Origin of the sequence: Pseudomonas sp. FH1, from assembly GCF_000510895.2 — a bacterium.
Lineage (GTDB): Bacteria > Pseudomonadota > Gammaproteobacteria > Pseudomonadales > Pseudomonadaceae > Aquipseudomonas > Aquipseudomonas azotoformans_A.
This window is the reverse complement of sequence record NZ_AOHM01000129.1, coordinates 386,951-402,396: the sequence shown is the minus strand read 5'-3', so window position 1 is coordinate 402,396 and position 15,446 is coordinate 386,951. Positions and strand designations below refer to the sequence as shown.

Here is a 15,446-nt window from a genome sequence, read left to right as displayed (position 1 = left end):
CGCTCGGGCGGGTAGTGTGCCGTATTCGCCGAAAATCGGCAAAAAAGCAGCGATGTAAACTTGAGTTGATCGTTTTTGAGCCTGTCTTATACTCGGCAGTTCAATGCGAGCGACTCAACAATAAAAATGCATGTGGGAGTAAGACAGATGGCAACGCGTGAAACCGGCAATGTGAAGTGGTTCAACGATGCAAAAGGTTACGGGTTTATCCAGCGTGAAGATGGCAAGGATGTGTTTGTGCACTATCGCGCCATTCGCGGTGACGGCCACCGCTCTCTGGCTGAGGGCCAGCAGGTGGAATACGCCGTGGTGACCGGCGAGAAGGGGTTGCAGGCGGAGGATGTGGTCGGTCTGTAAGGCCGAGCGGCAAGCTGCAAGCTACAAGCTTTTGACTTGCAGCTTGCCGCTGCTTTAAGCCGTTTTCCAGGTGATCTGCTCTTCACCGTCCTCGCTGATGCGAATCCAGGTATCAGCGCTTTCTTCACCTTCTTCCTCAACCCAAGTCCCCGGCGCGCAACGCACTTCCACGTTCAGCGCAGCAAACGCAGCGCGGGCGCAGGCGATGTCGTCATCCCACGGCGTCTGGTCGCTTTCCAGGTACAGGCTGTTCCATTTACCGACGGCTTTGGGCAGCCAGGTAACCGGCACATTGCCGGCCTTGCATTTGTAGGTCTGGCCTCTCTGGACCCAGTCGGAGCACGGGCCCAGGGCGGCGCCCAGCCAGGCGGCGATGGCCTTGTGGTCGACGTCGGCGTCCTTCAGGTAAATCTCGATATCGGGTTGGCGCATGGATGTTCCTCGTTGCGGGATTCGAAAATCCATTCGCGGATGCTGGAAAGTCAGTTATTGAAGCACGAAATAGTCGTAGCGCATCGACACAGTGACCACCAGCGGCTCGGCCGCTTCGATCACCTGTGCACGGCGCTCGGCGCTGGCACGCCAACCGTGGGGTGTCATGGCCAGCAGGTTGGCGCGGTCCTGGGGCTCGGCCAGGCTCAGGGTGAATTCCAGCGTCTCGCTGTGCGCCAGGCTCATGCCGTCCGGCACCAGAGCCAGGTGCTTGTCGTCGGTGTACTCGCGCACTTCGTCGTACAGGCGTTCGCGCAGCTCCATCAGGTGGCCGCTGGTCGGGCCGACCTTCATCAAGCCGCCGCCGGGGCTGAGCAGGCGCTTGGCCTCTTCCCAATCCAATGGGCTGAACACGCTGGCGAGAAACTGGCAGCTGCCTGACGCCAACGGCACTCGGGCCATGCTGGCGATCAACCAGGTCAGCGACGGGGTGCGCTTGCACGCCCGCTTGACCGCTTCCTTGGAGATATCCAACGCGTAGCCGTCGGCGTGGGGCAGGGCGTCGGCGATCTGCGCGGTGTAGTAACCCTCGCCGCAACCGATGTCGACCCAGCGCTGCGGTGCGCGCTCGGCGGCCAGTTCGGCCAGGCGCCTGGCCACCGGGGCGTAGTGCCCGGCGTTGAGGAAGTCGCGGCGCGCTTCTACCATCGCCAGGTTATCGCCGGGGTCGCGGCTGTTCTTGTGCTGCACCGGCAACAGGTTCAGGTAACCCTGGCGTGCGCGGTCGAAACGGTGTCCGGCCGGGCACGCCACGCCATTGTCCACCGCGTTCAGCGGTGCGCTGCAAAGGGGGCACGCGAGCATCAGGCGAGCAACTTGATCAGGGTCTGATAGTAGATTTCGGTCAGCACATCGAGGTCGCTGGCCAGAATGCGTTCGTTGACCTGGTGGATCGTCGCGTTGACCGGGCCCAGCTCAACCACCTGGGTGCCGAGGGTGGCGATGAAACGTCCGTCCGAGGTACCGCCACTGGTGGACGCCTGGGTCTCACGCCCGGTGATCGCCTTGATGCTGGCCGAGACCGCATCCAGCAACGCGCCCGGCTCGGTGAGGAACGGCAGGCCCGACAGCGCCCACTCCACGTGCCAGTCCAGGCCGTGTTTGTCGAGGATCGCCGCAACGCGGTGCTGCAGGCCTTCAACAGTGGATTCAGTGGAGAAACGGAAGTTGAACACCGCCGTCAGGTCACCCGGAATCACGTTGGTCGCGCCGGTGCCGGAATTGAGGTTGGAGATCTGGAAGCTGGTCGGCGGGAAGAAGGTGTTGCCGTCGTCCCAATGTTCGGCGGCCAATTCGGCCAGTGCCGGCGCAGCCAGGTGGATCGGGTTCTTCGCCAGGTGCGGGTAGGCCACGTGGCCTTGCACGCCGCGTACGGTCAGGGTCGCGCCAAGAGAGCCGCGACGGCCGTTCTTGACCACATCGCCGACCAGGGTGGTGCTCGACGGTTCGCCTACGATGCACCAGTCCAGGCGCTCCTTGCGCGCTGCGAGGCGTTCGATCACGGCTTTGGTGCCATGGTGCGCCGGGCCTTCTTCATCGCTGGTGATCAGGAAGGCTACCGAGCCCTTGTGGTCCGGGTAGTCGGCCACAAAACGCACCGACGCCACCAGCATCGCCGCCAGGCTGCCTTTCATGTCTGCCGCGCCACGCCCGCAGAGCATGCCGTTTTCATCGATCAACGCGTCGAACGGGTCGTTCTGCCAGGCCTGCACCGGGCCGGTCGGCACCACGTCGGTGTGGCCGGCGAAGCACAGCACCGGGCCTTCGTGCTTGCCGTGGGTGGCCCAGAAGTTGTCCACGTCTTCGATGCGCATTGGCTCAAGCGCAAAACCGGCGTCGCCCAGGCGCTGCATCATCAGCTTCTGGCAATCGGCGTCGATCGGCGTGACCGACGGACGACGGATCAGGTCGATGGCAAGTTGAAGGGTCGGCGAAAGGTCGGCATGGGCCGTCATGGGGGGAACTCCGGAGCTTTTATAAATGAGCAGGCAAGGCGCACAAAACGGCCGTTATCTTATAGCAAAACGGCGGCCAGAGGCCGCCGTTTAGTGCATTGCGCAAGTTTTTACGCCGCTGGCGCGGGTTCCGGCGCCGCCGCAGGTTTAGGCAGCGAAGACAGGAACGCCATGATCAGTGCCGCCACATACGGCAGCGACTGCACCAGCAACATCACCACCCAGAAGCGGATGTCATTGCTTGGCAGGCCCTGCACCAGGTAAATCCCCAGCGCCGCGCCCCACAACAGCAGCATGATGAACATTTCTTCGCGCGCTTCGGAAATCGCCACCCAGAAACCATGGTTATCCGCGTTTTTGGGGGTACGGAAGAACGGGATACTGGTGGTGAAGAAGCCATACAGCACCGCCTTGGCGATGGTGTGCGACAACGCCAGCCCGGCCAGGGCCGCACAGAATGCATCCTTCAAGTTCACGCCTACCGCACGACGGTAGAGGAAGATGATCTTGCCGACCTTGAACACAAACAACGCCAACGGCGGGATCGCGAAAATCAGCAGCGGCGGGTCAACCCGCGTCGGCACGATGATCATTGCCGCCGACCACAACAACGCGCCGACGGTGAAGAAGATGTTCATGCCATCCGCCACCCACGGCAACCAGCCCGCTAGGAAGTGGTAGCGCTGGCCACGGGTCAGCTCGGTGTCCTTGCCGCGCAAGAGGCTTGCGGTGTGACGCTTGATGATCTGGATCGCGCCGTAGGCCCAGCGGAAACGCTGTTTCTTGAAGTCGATAAAGGTATCCGGCATCAAGCCCTTGCCGTAGCTGTCGTGGTAATACGCCGCCGACAGGCCTTTCTCGAATACGCGTAGGCCCAGTTCGGCATCTTCGCAGATACACCAGTCGGCCCAGCCCAGTTCTTCAAGCACCGAGCGACGGGTCATGGTCATGGTGCCGTGCTGGATGATCGCGTCACGGTCGTTGCGAGTGACCATGCCGATATGGAAGAAGCCCTTGTATTCCGCGTAGCAGAGCTTCTTGAAGGTGCTTTCGTTCTGGTCGCGATAATCCTGCGGCGACTGCACCACGGCGATTTTCGGGTCGGCGAAGTGCGGCACCATATGCTTGAGCCAGTTCGGCGACACGCAGTAGTCCGAGTCGATCACCGCGATCACTTCGGCGTCCTTGGCGGTGTGCGGAATCAGGTAGTTCAGCGCGCCACCCTTGAAACCGGCCAGGGGCGCGACGTGGAAGAACTTGAAGCGCGGGCCCAGGGTTTCGCAGTAGTCGCGCACCGGTTCCCATACCGCCGGGTCTTTGGTGTTGTTGTCGATGATCAGGACTTCGTAGTCCGGGTAATCCAGGGCGGCCAGGGCGTCGAGGGTCTGTTTGACCATCTCCGGCGGCTCGTTGTAGCACGGCACATGGATCGACACTTTCGGACGGTAGTCCGAATCCCCCTCGACCGGCAGGAATTCACGCCGACGCTTGTGGGTCCACACCGCTTCCGCCAGTTCGTGGGCTTCGGTCAGCAACACGATAAACACGCCGAGCGCGCCGAGGGCGAGCAGGATGCCCACGGTGACGCTGAACCAGGTGCTGTATTGCTGGCTGTAGTCGTAGCCGATCCACACCAGCACCGAACCGCAGAGGAACGCGATAAAGGTCAGGAAGGTGCGACCACGCTGGCGCAGGGCCGAGCCGTCGATCATCAGCAGGGTCAGGGACAGCAGGGCCAGCACCACCGAGCCAATGGCCAGCACGCGCCATTGCGGGATTGCGACCACGGGCCCTTCAAAGTTGAATTTCTGCTGGCGTGCGGCGTTGTACACGCCCCAGTAAGCGCCCGCCGAGCCTTCGTCGCTGACTTTCCACGGCTGATCGAAGGCCTCGATCACAAAGTAGTTGAAGCCCTGGCGGTTCAGTTTGTTCACCAGCGTGCGCAGGTAGATCGCCTGGTCGGCGGGGGAGGTTTCATTACCCCCGCGCATACGGCCGTTGCTCGGCCAGCCGACTTCCGACAGCAGCAGCGGTTTTTTCGGGAACAGTTTCTTCAGGTCGCGGGCACGGTCGAGTACGTATTGGCCGGCCTTGTCCATCGGGATGTATTCCCAGAACGGCAGGATGTGCGCGGCGATCAGGTCGACGTGCTTGGCCAGTTGTGGGTTTTTCTCCCAGATGTGCCATTGCTCGGACGTGGTCACCGGCACTTTCACGGCGGCGCGCACCCGGTCCAGCAGCACGATCAGCGCTTCTGGGGTGATTTCTTCACGGAACAGCGCTTCGTTGCCGACCACCACCCGCACCACACTGCGCGAGCTGTTGGCGATTTCGATGGCGCGCTGGATTTCCCGCTCGTTGCGCTCAAGGTCCGGGCTGATCCAGATCCCCAGGGTCACACGCAGGCCGAATTCTTCCGCCAGTTTGGGGATATCCCCCAGAGTGCCGTCGACCGAGTAGGTACGGATGTTGTCCGTCAGCTTGCTCATGATCTCGAGGTCGCGACGCATCTGGTCGTCGGTCGGGTACTGGTCTTTCTGCGGGTACTGGCCTTGCTGGAACGGCGAGTAGGAAAAACCGGAGATCTGTTCAGGCCAGTTGGGGGTGGTGACGGGGCGGTTGATCAGCGCCCAGAAACCGGTGAACAGCGCGGCGATTGCCAGCACGATCACCAGGTTGAGTCCAAATTTACGCGATGCCATGGCTATTTCGGGTTCCAAAGGGTGTGGAACGAAAAGAGGTTTCGGCCTGCGCCGAACGGCGCGCATCCTACACCGGCCCTTCCCTGACCGTACAGCAAGCAGAGAAAAACCGGACATTAGTCAGCGAAAGGCCATCTTAGTTCTTAACTTGTAGCTTGAAGCTTCGAACTTGTCGCTGCGTAGCCCTATAATGCGCGCCGGTTTTTGGGGTAATGGTCATGAGCACAGAAGATCCGCGGTTTGCAGGCGTCGCCCGCTTGTATGGCATTGAAGGCCTGGAACGCTTGAAAGCAGCCCATGTGGCTATTGTCGGCGTTGGCGGCGTAGGCTCCTGGGCGGCGGAAGCCGTGGCCCGTTGCGGGGTGGGCGAGATTTCGCTGTTTGACCTGGATGACGTCTGCGTGAGCAACAGCAACCGTCAGTTGCACGCGCTGGACAGCACCGTGGGCAAGCCCAAGGTCGAGGTGATGGCGGAGCGCCTGCGCGGCATCAACCCGGATTGCACCGTGCATGCGGTGGCGGATTTCGTGACCCGCGACACCATGGCCGAATACATCACGCCGGACATCGATTGCGTGATCGACTGCATCGACGCGGTCAACGCCAAGGCCGCGCTCATCGCCTGGTGCAAGCGTCGCAAGATCCAGATCATCACCACCGGCGGCGCCGGCGGGCAGATCGACCCGACGTTGATCCAGGTCTGCGACCTGAACCGCACCTTCAATGACCCGTTGGCCTCGAAAGTGCGCTCGACCCTGCGCCGCGACTACAACTTCTCCCGTACCGTGACCCGCCATTACAGCGTGCCGTGTGTGTTTTCCACCGAACAGCTGCGTTATCCCAAGCCGGACGGCAGCATCTGTTTGCAGAAGAGTTTTGTCGGGGATGGCGTGAAGCTGGACTGCGCGGGCGGTTTTGGTGCGGTGATAATGGTGACGGCCACGTTCGGCATGGTGGCGGCCACCAAGGCGGTGGACAAGATTGTGGCCGGAGTGCGCCGGCCTTCCGAGCGGGTCAAGGCGTCGTAACGGCGCTCAGTTGCCGCATGCGCTGCAGCACGGCATTCAGGCCATTGCTGCGCGACGGTGACAGTTGGCGGGACAGCCCCAACTGTGCAAACCAGTCAGGCAGATCCACCGCCTGCAATTCTGCGGCGGACAGGCCATTGACCCGCGCCAGCAGCAACGCCACCAACCCACGAATCATCCGTGCGTCGCTGCTGGCGGCGAACTGCCAGTGGCCATCGCGCAATTCTGCGACCAGCCACACCAGGCTTTCGCAGCCCTGTACGAGATTGGCGTCGACTTTATCCTCATCGGCCAGGGCAGGCAGACGCTCGCCCCATTGCATCAGCATCCGCGCGCGCTGCTCCCAACTGCCGACGGCCTGAAACGCCTCAAGTGCGGCTGCGGCATCCACCGGTAAGCTCATCGCAGCATATCCAACGCTTGATCCAGCGCTTCAAAGAAGCGTTCCAGGTCATCGGAATCGTTATACAGCGCCAGGGACACGCGAATCGCCCCTGACAGATGCATCGCCTTGAGCAACGGCATGGCGCAGTGATGCCCGGCGCGTACGGCAATGCCTTGCTCGGTCAGCAGGTGCGCGAGGTCGGCGTTATGCACGCCATCGACCACAAAGCTGACCAACGCCACCTGGGGCGAACCCAGCACGTGCACGCCATTGCGCGCCTTGAGCCCGCGCAACAGGTAGTCATGCAACGCCGCTTCATGGGCGATCACTGCCGGCTGATCCAGCGAACTCAAGTAATCCAGGCTGGCGCCCAGGCCGATCACGCTGGCAATCGGCGGGGTGCCGGCCTCAAAGCCAAGGGGCGCCGGGCGGAAGCTGGCGCTGTGGTAATCGGCCTGTTGCACCATCTCGCCGCCGAACTGCCAGTGGCGTACGTGGTGCAGCGCTTCATTGCGACCAAACAGCACACCGACGCCGTCCGGGCCATACAGTTTGTGGCTGGAAAACACATAGAAGTCGCAACCCAGCGCCTGCACGTCGTGACGACCATGGACGATGCCTTGGGCGCCGTCGATCACGGTCAGGGCGCCGTGGGGCTGGGCGAGTGCCAGCAGGGCTTCCAGTGGCTGCCAGGCGCCGAGCACGTTGGACAGCTGGCTCACTGCCAGTAATCGCGTGCGCGGGCCGATCAGCTCGGCAGCGGCAGCCAGGTCGATCACGCCGTCATCAGCCAGTGGCAGTACCACCAGGTTCAGTGCGCGACGCTTGGCCAGTTGCTGCCAGGGCAGCAGGTTGGCGTGGTGTTCCAGGGCGCTGATGACAATCTCATCGCCCGCATTGAATAAGTGCTCAAGGCCATAGGCCAAGAGGTTCAGCGCAGAAGTTGCGCCGTGGGTGAACACGATCTGCCCGCTGTCGCCTGCATTCAACCACTGTGCGACCTTGCTGCGGCTGTCTTCGAACGCCTGGGTCGCATGGGCGCCTGGCAAATGCTGGGCGCGGTGCACATTGGCTGCGCCGTTGGCGTAGTAATGGCTGATGGCATCCAACAAAGCCTGGGGTTTTTGCGTGGTGGCGGCGTTGTCCAGGTAGGTCTGGTCTTGCCGTTGCAGGGTGGCGATGGCCGGAAAGTCGGCGCGCCAGGGGGAGGGCACTAGCATGGTGTTCAAGACTCGTATAAGCGAGCCCCAGGGTCGGGGCCCGCTAGGGGCATCGAGTGGCTGCTTAGTTGTGAGCGTGCAGCGCTTCGTTCAGTTCGATGGCCGATTTGTGGGTTTTGCACTCCACGGCACCGGTCTCGGAGTTGCGGCGGAACAGCAGGTCCGGTTGGCCGGCCAGTTCGCGTGCCTTGACCACTTTGACCAGTTGGTTCTGCTCGTCCAGCAGCGCAACCTTGGTGCCGGCGGTGACGTACAGGCCCGATTCCACGGTGTTACGGTCGCCCAACGGGATACCGATACCGGCGTTGGCGCCGATCAGGCAGCCTTCGCCAACCTTGATCACGATGTTGCCGCCGCCCGACAGGGTGCCCATGGTGGAGCAACCGCCGCCCAGGTCCGAACCCTTGCCGACGAATACGCCTGCCGATACACGGCCTTCGATCATGCCTGGGCCTTCGGTGCCGGCGTTGAAGTTGACGAAACCTTCGTGCATCACGGTGGTGCCTTCGCCCACATAGGCACCCAGGCGGATGCGTGCTGCGTCAGCGATACGCACGCCGCTCGGCACCACGTAGTCGGTCATTTTCGGGAACTTGTCCACCGAGAACACTTCCAGCAGTTCGCCGCGCAGGCGGGCTTCCAGCTGGCGTTCGGCCAGTTCGTTGATGTCGATCGCGCCCTGGCTGGTCCAGGCCACGTTCGGCAGCTGCGGGAACACACCGGCCAGGCTCAGGCCGTGGGGCTTGACCAGGCGGTGGGACAGCAGGTGCAGCTTGAGGTAGGCCTCAGGCGTGGAGGTCAGTGCAGCGTCTTCGGCCAGCAGGGTGGCGACCAGCGGCGTGTGGCTTTCGGCCAGGCGGTTGAGCAGCGCGGCTTGGGTAGCGTCGACATTCTTGAGCGCATCAGCCAGTTGCAGCGCTTGGCTGATGGTGAAGGTGATCGCCTGGTTGCCTTCGGTGTAGCCGAGGATCGGCGCGATGGCTGCGACGATTTCTGCCGACGGGTTGAGCAGCGGTTGTGCGTAAAACACTTCCAGCCAAGCACCTTGGCGGTTCTGAGTGCCGACGCCGAAGCCCAGGCTGAACAGGGAATTGGACATGCTGTTACCTCTACAAAAATGGAAAGGGCTGGCCTACTTGAGGGCCGCCGAATAACTATCTGGCTTGAAGCCAATCAGGGTTCTGTCACCGAGATCAAGCACCGGGCGCTTGATCATCGAGGGTTGTGCGAGCATCAATTCAATGGCTTTCGACTGATCGAGATCGGCTTTGCGTTCGTCTTCGAGTTTGCGAAAGGTGGTGCCCGCACGGTTCAAAACCACCTGCCAACCGTGCTCATCGCACCATTGGGTCAAGTGTTCGCGGTCGATACCGGCCGTTTTGTAGTCGTGGAACTCATAGTTGACGCCGTGCTCATCGAGCCAGGTGCGCGCCTTTTTCATGGTGTCGCAGGCTTTGATGCCGAAAAGGTGCAACGTTTTGCTTGAAGCGGTCAAGGAATTGCCCCCCTTTGGACCAAGTAGAAACGAAAGGTCACGGATTATGCCACGACCAGCGCGTTTGGGTGCCGCTCGTCAGCGCTGTGCGACTTTTGTGCAAAAGCCAGCGAGTAACATAGCCGGGTAATATGGCACTTCAACGGCCAGTTGTTGCCTGATGTGTGTCGTTGCAAGTCGATTGTCCGGGAAAACCGCGTTATGCAAACCGCCTACACCGTTCTTATCCTGCTGATGCTGGTCAGCGTTTCGCGTCTGGTCGGGCGTGTCATTCCTCTGCCGTTGCCCCTGGTGCAGATTGCCGCCGGTGCCTTGCTGGCCTGGCCGACGCTGGGGCTGCATGTGGCGCTGGACCCCGAGTTGTTCCTGTTTCTGTTCTTGCCACCGCTGTTGTTCTCGGATGGTTGGCGCATGCCCAAGCGCGAGTTGTGGCGGCTGCGCGGGCCGATCCTGACGTTGGCGGTGGGCCTGGTGCTGTTTACCGTGGTGGGCGCCGGTTACTTCATCCATTGGATCTTGCCGACTATCCCGTTGCCGGTGGCCTTCGCCCTGGCGGCCGTGTTGTCGCCGACGGATGCCGTGGCGGTGTCGGCCATTTCCCAGAATCGCTTGCCCACGCCGCTGATGCACATGCTCCAGGGCGAGGCCTTGATGAATGATGCCTCGGGTCTGGTGACCTTCAAATTTGCCCTGGCGGCGGCGCTGACCGGGGTGTTTTCCCTGGCAGATGCCAGCCTCACATTCGTGCTGGTGGCAGTCGGTGGCCTGGCGGTCGGCGTGGCCCTGAGTTGGCTGGTCGGCCGTTTGCGCGCGTGGATGATCGCCCGTGGCTGGGACGACCCGGCGACCCACGTGGTGTTCATGTTGCTGCTGCCGTTTGCGGCCTACGTGCTGGCCGAACGCCTGGGTGCATCGGGCATTTTGTCGGCGGTGGCGGCGGGCATGATGCAAAGCTGGCTCGACCTGTTGCCGCGCCAGACCAGCACGCGCCTGCTCAATCGCAGCGTGTGGTCGTTGCTGGAGTTCGCCTTCAACGGTTTGATCTTCCTGCTGCTGGGCCTGCAACTGCCAGACATCATCAAGGCAGTCGTCAGTCACGAGACGACGTTGTGGCCAACCCTGTTTTATCGCTGCCTGGATGTGGTGGCGATCTTCCTGGTGCTGGTGGTGCTGCGGTTTATCTGGGTGCAGAGCATCTGGCGGCTGTCAGGCCTGCTGCGCAGGTTGCGTGGGAAAAGCGAACTGACGCTGGTGCCGACTGCGCGTTCCTGTTGGCTGTTAACGGTTGGCGGCGTGCGCGGTGCGGTGACGTTGGCGGGTGTGATGTCGGTGCCGTTGTTGCTGGCGCCTGGGCAGGATTTTCCCGAGCGTGACCTGCTGATTTTCATCGCGGCAGGCGTGATTCTGTTGTCGCTGATCGCCGCCTGTATCGCCTTGCCGCTATTGTTGCGTGGCATCGAAAAAAGCCCGGACGAAAAGCGCCACAAGGAAGTGCGCGAAGCCTGGAAGAAGACTGCCGTTGCGGCCATCCACGCGCTTGAAGCGCAAGAACCGGCAGACGCCGAAACCCCGGACGCCGCGCAGGCCGCGCTTGCCACGGAGCTCAAGGCACGGCTGATGTCGGAATATCGCCATCAATTGGACGTGTTCAACGACTCCGCCGAAGCCCAGGCCTTGGCGCAGCAGATGGACCTGCTGGAGCGCAAACTGCGGCTCAAGGCCCTGCGGGCGCAGCGGTTGGAGTTGTACAGTTTGAGTCGTCATCACCAGATTGGTGATGACGTTTTGAGGGAGGTGCTGGCGGAGTTGGATATGAGTGAGGCGAACCTAGGTCAGGTGAAGTGACCCTGATCGCGCCTTAGCGGCGACGTTGGATAAAGTCGCGGATCCGCTCCGCCGCTTCCACGCACTCCGCCAACGGCGCAACCAGCGCCATGCGCACACGGCCGGCGCCAGGGTTGAAGCCGTCCACTTCCCGTGACAGGTACGAACCCGGCACGACGGTCACGTGTTCTTCCACGAACAGGTCACGGCAGAACGCGGCGTCGTCGCCATTCACATTCGGCCACAAATAGAAGCCGCCATCCGGGCTCTCTACGTCCAGCACTGGCTTGAGAATCGCCAACACCGCGTCGAATTTTTCGCGATACAAGTCACGATTGGCGAGCACGTGGGCTTCATCCTGCCAGGCCGCAATGCTCGCCAGCTGTGTCTGCACCGGCATCGCGCAGCCGTGGTAGGTGCGGTACAGCAGGAACGCCTTGAGGATGTCGGCGTCGCCGGCCACGAAACCGGAGCGCAGGCCCGGCAGGTTGGAGCGCTTGGACAGGCTGTGGAACACCACGCAGCGCTTGAAGTCCTGGCGGCCGAGTTCGACGCAGGCGCTCAACAGGCCGGGTGGCGGGGTTTGTTCGTCGAAGTACAACTCGCTGTAGCACTCGTCGGCGGCGATGACGAAGTCGTATTCGTCGGCCAGGGCGATGAGTTTTTTCAGGGTGTCGACCGGGATCAGTGCACCGGTCGGGTTGCCGGGCGAACAAAGGAACAGAATCTGACAGCGCTTCCAGATGTCCGGCGTCACGGCGTCGAAGTCCGGGTTGAAGCCATTGGCGTCCAGGCACGGCAGGTAGTGCGGCTTGGCCCCGGCGAGGAACGCGGCGCCTTCGTAGATCTGGTAGAACGGGTTGGGGCTGACTACCAGTGCGTCGTCGCCACGGTTGACCACGGTCTGGGTGAAGGCAAACAGCGCTTCACGGGTGCCGTTGACCGGCAGGATGTTGCGCGCCGGGTCGAGCCAGCCCTTGGGCACGTTGAAGCGGCGTTCGCACCAGGCACCGATAGCTTCGCGCAGGGCCGGGATGCCCAGCGTGGTCGGGTACACGGCCATCTGGTCGAGGTTGTTGCTCAATGCTTCGGCCACGAAAGTGGGCGATTTATGTTTCGGTTCGCCGATGGAGAGCGCGATCGGACGCTTGTCCGGGTTCGGCGTGACGCTGCCCAGCAGGGCGCGCAGTTTCTCGAAGGGGTAGGGCTGGAGCTGGTTCAGAGCGTTGTTCATCGGTGGATCTCGTGCAAGGCGTTAAAAACTGGGGCGGCGCTTTTCAAATGGTCAGGCGTGTCAGCTCGACGCCGGGTTCCTGGGTGACACTCAACTGCTGGACGATGGCTTCCTGCAGGCGTAGGCACAGTTCCGGGTCGGACAGCGGCTGGTTGTCGGCATCGGTGATGAAGAACACGTCTTCCACGCGCTCGCCGAGGGTCGCGATCTTGGCGTTTTGCAACGACAGGTCGAACTCCAGGAAAATCCCGCCGATGCGGGCCAGCAGGCCCGGACGATCCGGGGCGCTGAGTTCCAGTACCGTCACCGGCCGCTGGGCGTCATTGGAAATGGTCACCTGTGGCGCAAACGCAAAGTGCTTGAGTTGGCGCGGTACCCGACGCTGGATGATGGTCGGGTAGTCGTCAGGGTTGCGCAGGGCCTCGGTCAGGCCTTCGCGGATCTTTTTCACGCGTGCCGGGTTGTCGCCAATCGAGTCGCCATCGGTGTCGAGCACGATATAGGTGTCGAGGGTGAACTGGCTGCTGGAGGTGATGACCCGTGCGTCATGGATGTTCAGGTTGAGCTGGTCCATGGCTGCCACGGTCACGGCGAAGAAGTCGTGCTGGTCGGGCGCGTAGATGAAGATCTGCGTGCCGCCTTCGAATTCGCGCTGGGTGGTTTCCTTGATCAGCACCAGCGGGCCGCCATCGGCGGGCTGTTGCAGGATCGCATCGGTGTGCCAGGCGACATCGCCGGCGGTGTGGCGCAGGAAGTAATCGTCACCCAGCTGCGACCACAACTGCTCGACGTCGTCCGGGTCGTTACCGCCGCGCACCAGAATGTCCAAGGCCGCGCTTTGGGTGCGGCGGATCTGCTCTTCGCGGTCCACCGGGTTCTCCAGGCCACGGCGCAGGGCGCGCTTGGTCTCGGTGTACAGCTGGCGCAACAGGCTGGCACGCCAGGAGTTCCACAGTGTCGGGTTGGTAGCGTTGATGTCGGAGACGGTGAGTACGTACAGATAGTCGAGGCGGGTTTCATCGCCGACGATCTGCGCAAAGTCGTGGATCACCTGCGGGTCGGACAAGTCCTTGCGCTGGGCGGTGGTCGACATCACCAGATGGTTCTGCACCAGCCAGACGATCAGGCGGCTGTCCCACACGGGCAGTTGGTGGCGTTGGCAGAACGCCTCGGCGTCAACCGCGCCCACCTCAGAGTGGTCGCCATGCCGACCCTTGCCGATGTCGTGGTACAGGCCGGCCAGGTAGATCAGCTCGGGCTTGGGCAGCTTGGCCATGAGTTTGCTGGCCAGCGGGAATTTCTCTGACACTTGCGTGTACTGAAGCTTACGCAGGTGCTTGATCAGGTTCAGGGTGTGGGCGTCCACGGTATAGATGTGGAACAGGTCGTGTTGCATCTGACCGACGATAAAACCGAACTCCGGCAGATAGCGTCCCAGGATGCCGTAACGGTTCATGCGCCGCAGGTTGCGGTGGATACCGATCTTGCACTTGAACAGCTCGATGAACAGGCTGGTGTTGCGGATGTCGTTGCGGAAATCGTCGTCGATCAGGTGACGGTTCTCCCGCAGCAGGCGGATGGTGTCGGCGCGTACGCCTTTGATTTCCGGCTGCTGGGCCATCAGCGCGAAGATTTCCAGCATGGCGAACGGCGTACGGCGGAACACGTTGTCGTTGCGTGCCTCGATATAGCCGTCGTGCAGTTGGAAGCGCGCGTTGATCGGCTGCGGCGGCGCTTCGTCTTCGGGGGCCAGGATCACCTCTTCGAAGTGCTGGATGATCAAGTCGCTGAGCTGGGCAATGCTCATGACCACCCGGTAATACTGCTGCATGAAGCTTTCGATGCTGGTCTTCGCGTCCTCGCCTTCAAAGCCCAGCAGGGTGGCGATGGAGCGCTGGTGGTCGAACAGCAGACGGTCTTCGGAGCGCCCGGCGAGCATGTGCAGGGCGTAGCGCACTTTCCACAGGAACTCCTGGGACGAGGCCAGCAGGGCGTTTTCGCTCTCTACCAAGAAGCCCTCGCCAGCCAGGGCGCGCAGGTTCAGGGTGCCGTACTGGCGACGGGCAACCCACAAAATCGTCTGGATATCCCGCAGTCCGCCGGGCGAGCCTTTGACGTTGGGTTCCAGGTTGTATTCGGTGTCGTTGTACTTGTGGTGCCGGGCCTTTTGCTCGGCACGCTTGGCCAGGAAGAAGTCCTTGCTCGGCCACATGTGTGCGGTGCTGGTGACTTCGAGCATGCGCTGGCGCAGGCGCTCGGGGCCGGCAATGGTGCGGCTTTCCATGAGGTTGGTGATGACGGTGAGGTCGGCGCGGGCCTCTTCGGCGCATTCGTCGACCGAGCGCACGCTTTGGCCGACTTCCAGGCCGATGTCCCACAACAGCGTCAGAAAACGCTCGATGGAATCGCGAAAGATCTCATGATCGGCGCTGTCCAGCAGGATCAGCAGGTCGATGTCCGAGTAGGGATGCAGCTCGCCGCGCCCATAGCCGCCGACCGCCACCAGGGCGATATCGGCGTCTTCACTCCAACTGAACTGTTCCCAGGCCTTTTGCAGGATGTTATCGACGAACCAGGCGCGGTCCTCGATCAGTCGGCGGATGTCCCGGCCGCTGCGAAAGCGCTCGTCGAGCACCTCGCGGGCCTGGCGGATAGCCTTCTTGAATGCGGCGATAGGGCTCGCCTTCAGGGCCAGTTCGGCCTGGAACTGGCCACGGTCGAAGAGTTCGGGGTCCACCTGGGGCATCGATCGGC

The 15,446-nt window shown here is 62.2% G+C and carries 13 protein-coding genes; 3 read left to right on the top strand and 10 right to left on the bottom strand.

Features of this window, described 5'->3' with window-relative positions; all coding sequences use genetic code 11:
• The first annotated feature begins 147 nt into the window (after positions 1 to 147).
• Positions 148 to 357: a cold-shock protein gene (locus H096_RS29670; RefSeq protein ID WP_032891681.1), complete on the top strand. Its 210-nt coding sequence runs from the start codon at positions 148 to 150 to the stop codon at positions 355 to 357.
• Positions 358 to 411: 54 nt separating this feature from the next.
• Here the strand turns inward: H096_RS29670 and H096_RS29665 are convergent, their stop codons facing one another.
• The 4 genes from H096_RS29665 to H096_RS29650 all read right to left on the bottom strand — a co-directional run bounded on the left by H096_RS29665 (position 412) and on the right by H096_RS29650 (position 5,506).
• Positions 412 to 789, bottom strand: a complete 378-nt coding sequence (locus H096_RS29665; protein ID WP_033902805.1) for a hypothetical protein — start codon at positions 787 to 789, stop codon at positions 412 to 414.
• Positions 790 to 843: 54 nt separating this feature from the next.
• Positions 844 to 1,653, bottom strand: a complete 810-nt coding sequence (locus H096_RS29660; protein WP_033902804.1) for a putative RNA methyltransferase — start codon at positions 1,651 to 1,653, stop codon at positions 844 to 846.
• Positions 1,653 to 2,804, bottom strand: a complete 1,152-nt coding sequence (gene dapE, locus H096_RS29655; RefSeq protein ID WP_033902803.1) for a succinyl-diaminopimelate desuccinylase — start codon at positions 2,802 to 2,804, stop codon at positions 1,653 to 1,655. The genes H096_RS29660 and dapE overlap by 1 nt, the downstream gene beginning before the upstream one ends.
• A gap of 110 nt (positions 2,805 to 2,914) precedes the next feature.
• Complete coding sequence (locus H096_RS29650) at positions 2,915 to 5,506, bottom strand: glycosyltransferase (RefSeq protein WP_033902802.1); 2,592 nt, start codon at positions 5,504 to 5,506, stop codon at positions 2,915 to 2,917.
• 218 nt (positions 5,507 to 5,724) lie between these two features.
• Here H096_RS29650 and tcdA point away from each other — a divergent pair, with 218 nt between their 5' ends.
• On the top strand, positions 5,725 to 6,534 hold the full coding sequence (tcdA, locus tag H096_RS29645) for a tRNA cyclic N6-threonylcarbamoyladenosine(37) synthase TcdA (protein WP_033902801.1): 810 nt from the start codon (positions 5,725 to 5,727) through the stop codon (positions 6,532 to 6,534).
• Here tcdA and H096_RS29640 read toward each other — a convergent pair.
• The 4 genes from H096_RS29640 to H096_RS29625 form a co-directional block, all read right to left on the bottom strand.
• Entirely contained in the window at positions 6,521 to 6,937 is a 417-nt protein-coding gene (locus H096_RS29640; RefSeq protein WP_033902800.1) for a SufE family protein, read from the bottom strand. The genes tcdA and H096_RS29640 overlap by 14 nt on opposite strands.
• Positions 6,934 to 8,139 carry a cysteine desulfurase gene (locus tag H096_RS29635; protein ID WP_033902799.1) on the bottom strand — a complete coding sequence of 402 codons (1,206 nt, stop codon included), beginning with the start codon at positions 8,137 to 8,139 and terminating at the stop codon, positions 6,934 to 6,936. Before H096_RS29635 ends, H096_RS29640 begins: the two co-directional genes overlap by 4 nt.
• 64 nt (positions 8,140 to 8,203) lie before the next feature.
• Positions 8,204 to 9,238 (bottom strand): 2,3,4,5-tetrahydropyridine-2,6-dicarboxylate N-succinyltransferase, encoded by a 1,035-nt coding sequence (gene dapD, locus H096_RS29630; RefSeq protein WP_033902798.1) that lies wholly within the window; start codon positions 9,236 to 9,238, stop codon positions 8,204 to 8,206.
• 33 nt (positions 9,239 to 9,271) lie between these two features.
• The gene (locus H096_RS29625) at positions 9,272 to 9,580 is read right to left on the bottom strand and encodes an arsenate reductase (RefSeq protein WP_236318523.1); all 309 of its coding nucleotides are present in this window, start codon (positions 9,578 to 9,580) and stop codon (positions 9,272 to 9,274) included.
• A gap of 255 nt (positions 9,581 to 9,835) precedes the next feature.
• On the opposite strand from H096_RS29625, the gene H096_RS29620 reads away from it, so the two are divergent.
• On the top strand, positions 9,836 to 11,479 hold the full coding sequence (locus H096_RS29620) for a Na+/H+ antiporter (RefSeq protein WP_033902796.1): 1,644 nt from the start codon (positions 9,836 to 9,838) through the stop codon (positions 11,477 to 11,479).
• Positions 11,480 to 11,492: 13 nt separating this feature from the next.
• Here H096_RS29620 and dapC read toward each other — a convergent pair whose 3' ends face one another.
• Together dapC and H096_RS29610 are read right to left on the bottom strand one after the other, a co-directional pair.
• Entirely contained in the window at positions 11,493 to 12,692 is a 1,200-nt protein-coding gene (gene dapC, locus H096_RS29615) for a succinyldiaminopimelate transaminase (RefSeq protein WP_033902795.1), read from the bottom strand.
• Positions 12,693 to 12,735: 43 nt separating this feature from the next.
• The gene (locus H096_RS29610) at positions 12,736 to 15,438 is read right to left on the bottom strand and encodes a [protein-PII] uridylyltransferase (protein WP_033902794.1); all 2,703 of its coding nucleotides are present in this window, start codon (positions 15,436 to 15,438) and stop codon (positions 12,736 to 12,738) included.
• Between the last annotated feature and the right edge of the window lie 8 nt (positions 15,439 to 15,446).

Excerpts from the sequence above, each read along its gene's own strand:
- H096_RS29670 (WP_032891681.1), top strand. The coding sequence starts at position 148 with ATGGCAACGCGTGAAACCGGCAATGTGAAGTGGTTCAACGATGCAAAA.
- H096_RS29665 (WP_033902805.1), bottom strand. The coding sequence starts at position 789 with ATGCGCCAACCCGATATCGAGATTTACCTGAAGGACGCCGACGTCGAC.
- H096_RS29660 (WP_033902804.1), bottom strand. The coding sequence starts at position 1,653 with ATGCTCGCGTGCCCCCTTTGCAGCGCACCGCTGAACGCGGTGGACAAT.
- dapE (WP_033902803.1), bottom strand. The coding sequence starts at position 2,804 with ATGACGGCCCATGCCGACCTTTCGCCGACCCTTCAACTTGCCATCGAC.
- H096_RS29650 (WP_033902802.1), bottom strand. The coding sequence starts at position 5,506 with ATGGCATCGCGTAAATTTGGACTCAACCTGGTGATCGTGCTGGCAATC.
- tcdA (WP_033902801.1), top strand. The coding sequence starts at position 5,725 with ATGAGCACAGAAGATCCGCGGTTTGCAGGCGTCGCCCGCTTGTATGGC.
- H096_RS29640 (WP_033902800.1), bottom strand. The coding sequence starts at position 6,937 with ATGAGCTTACCGGTGGATGCCGCAGCCGCACTTGAGGCGTTTCAGGCC.
- H096_RS29635 (WP_033902799.1), bottom strand. The coding sequence starts at position 8,139 with ATGCTAGTGCCCTCCCCCTGGCGCGCCGACTTTCCGGCCATCGCCACC.
- dapD (WP_033902798.1), bottom strand. The coding sequence starts at position 9,238 with ATGTCCAATTCCCTGTTCAGCCTGGGCTTCGGCGTCGGCACTCAGAAC.
- H096_RS29625 (WP_236318523.1), bottom strand. The coding sequence starts at position 9,580 with ATGAAAAAGGCGCGCACCTGGCTCGATGAGCACGGCGTCAACTATGAG.
- H096_RS29620 (WP_033902796.1), top strand. The coding sequence starts at position 9,836 with ATGCAAACCGCCTACACCGTTCTTATCCTGCTGATGCTGGTCAGCGTT.
- dapC (WP_033902795.1), bottom strand. The coding sequence starts at position 12,692 with ATGAACAACGCTCTGAACCAGCTCCAGCCCTACCCCTTCGAGAAACTG.
- H096_RS29610 (WP_033902794.1), bottom strand. The coding sequence starts at position 15,438 with ATGCCCCAGGTGGACCCCGAACTCTTCGACCGTGGCCAGTTCCAGGCC.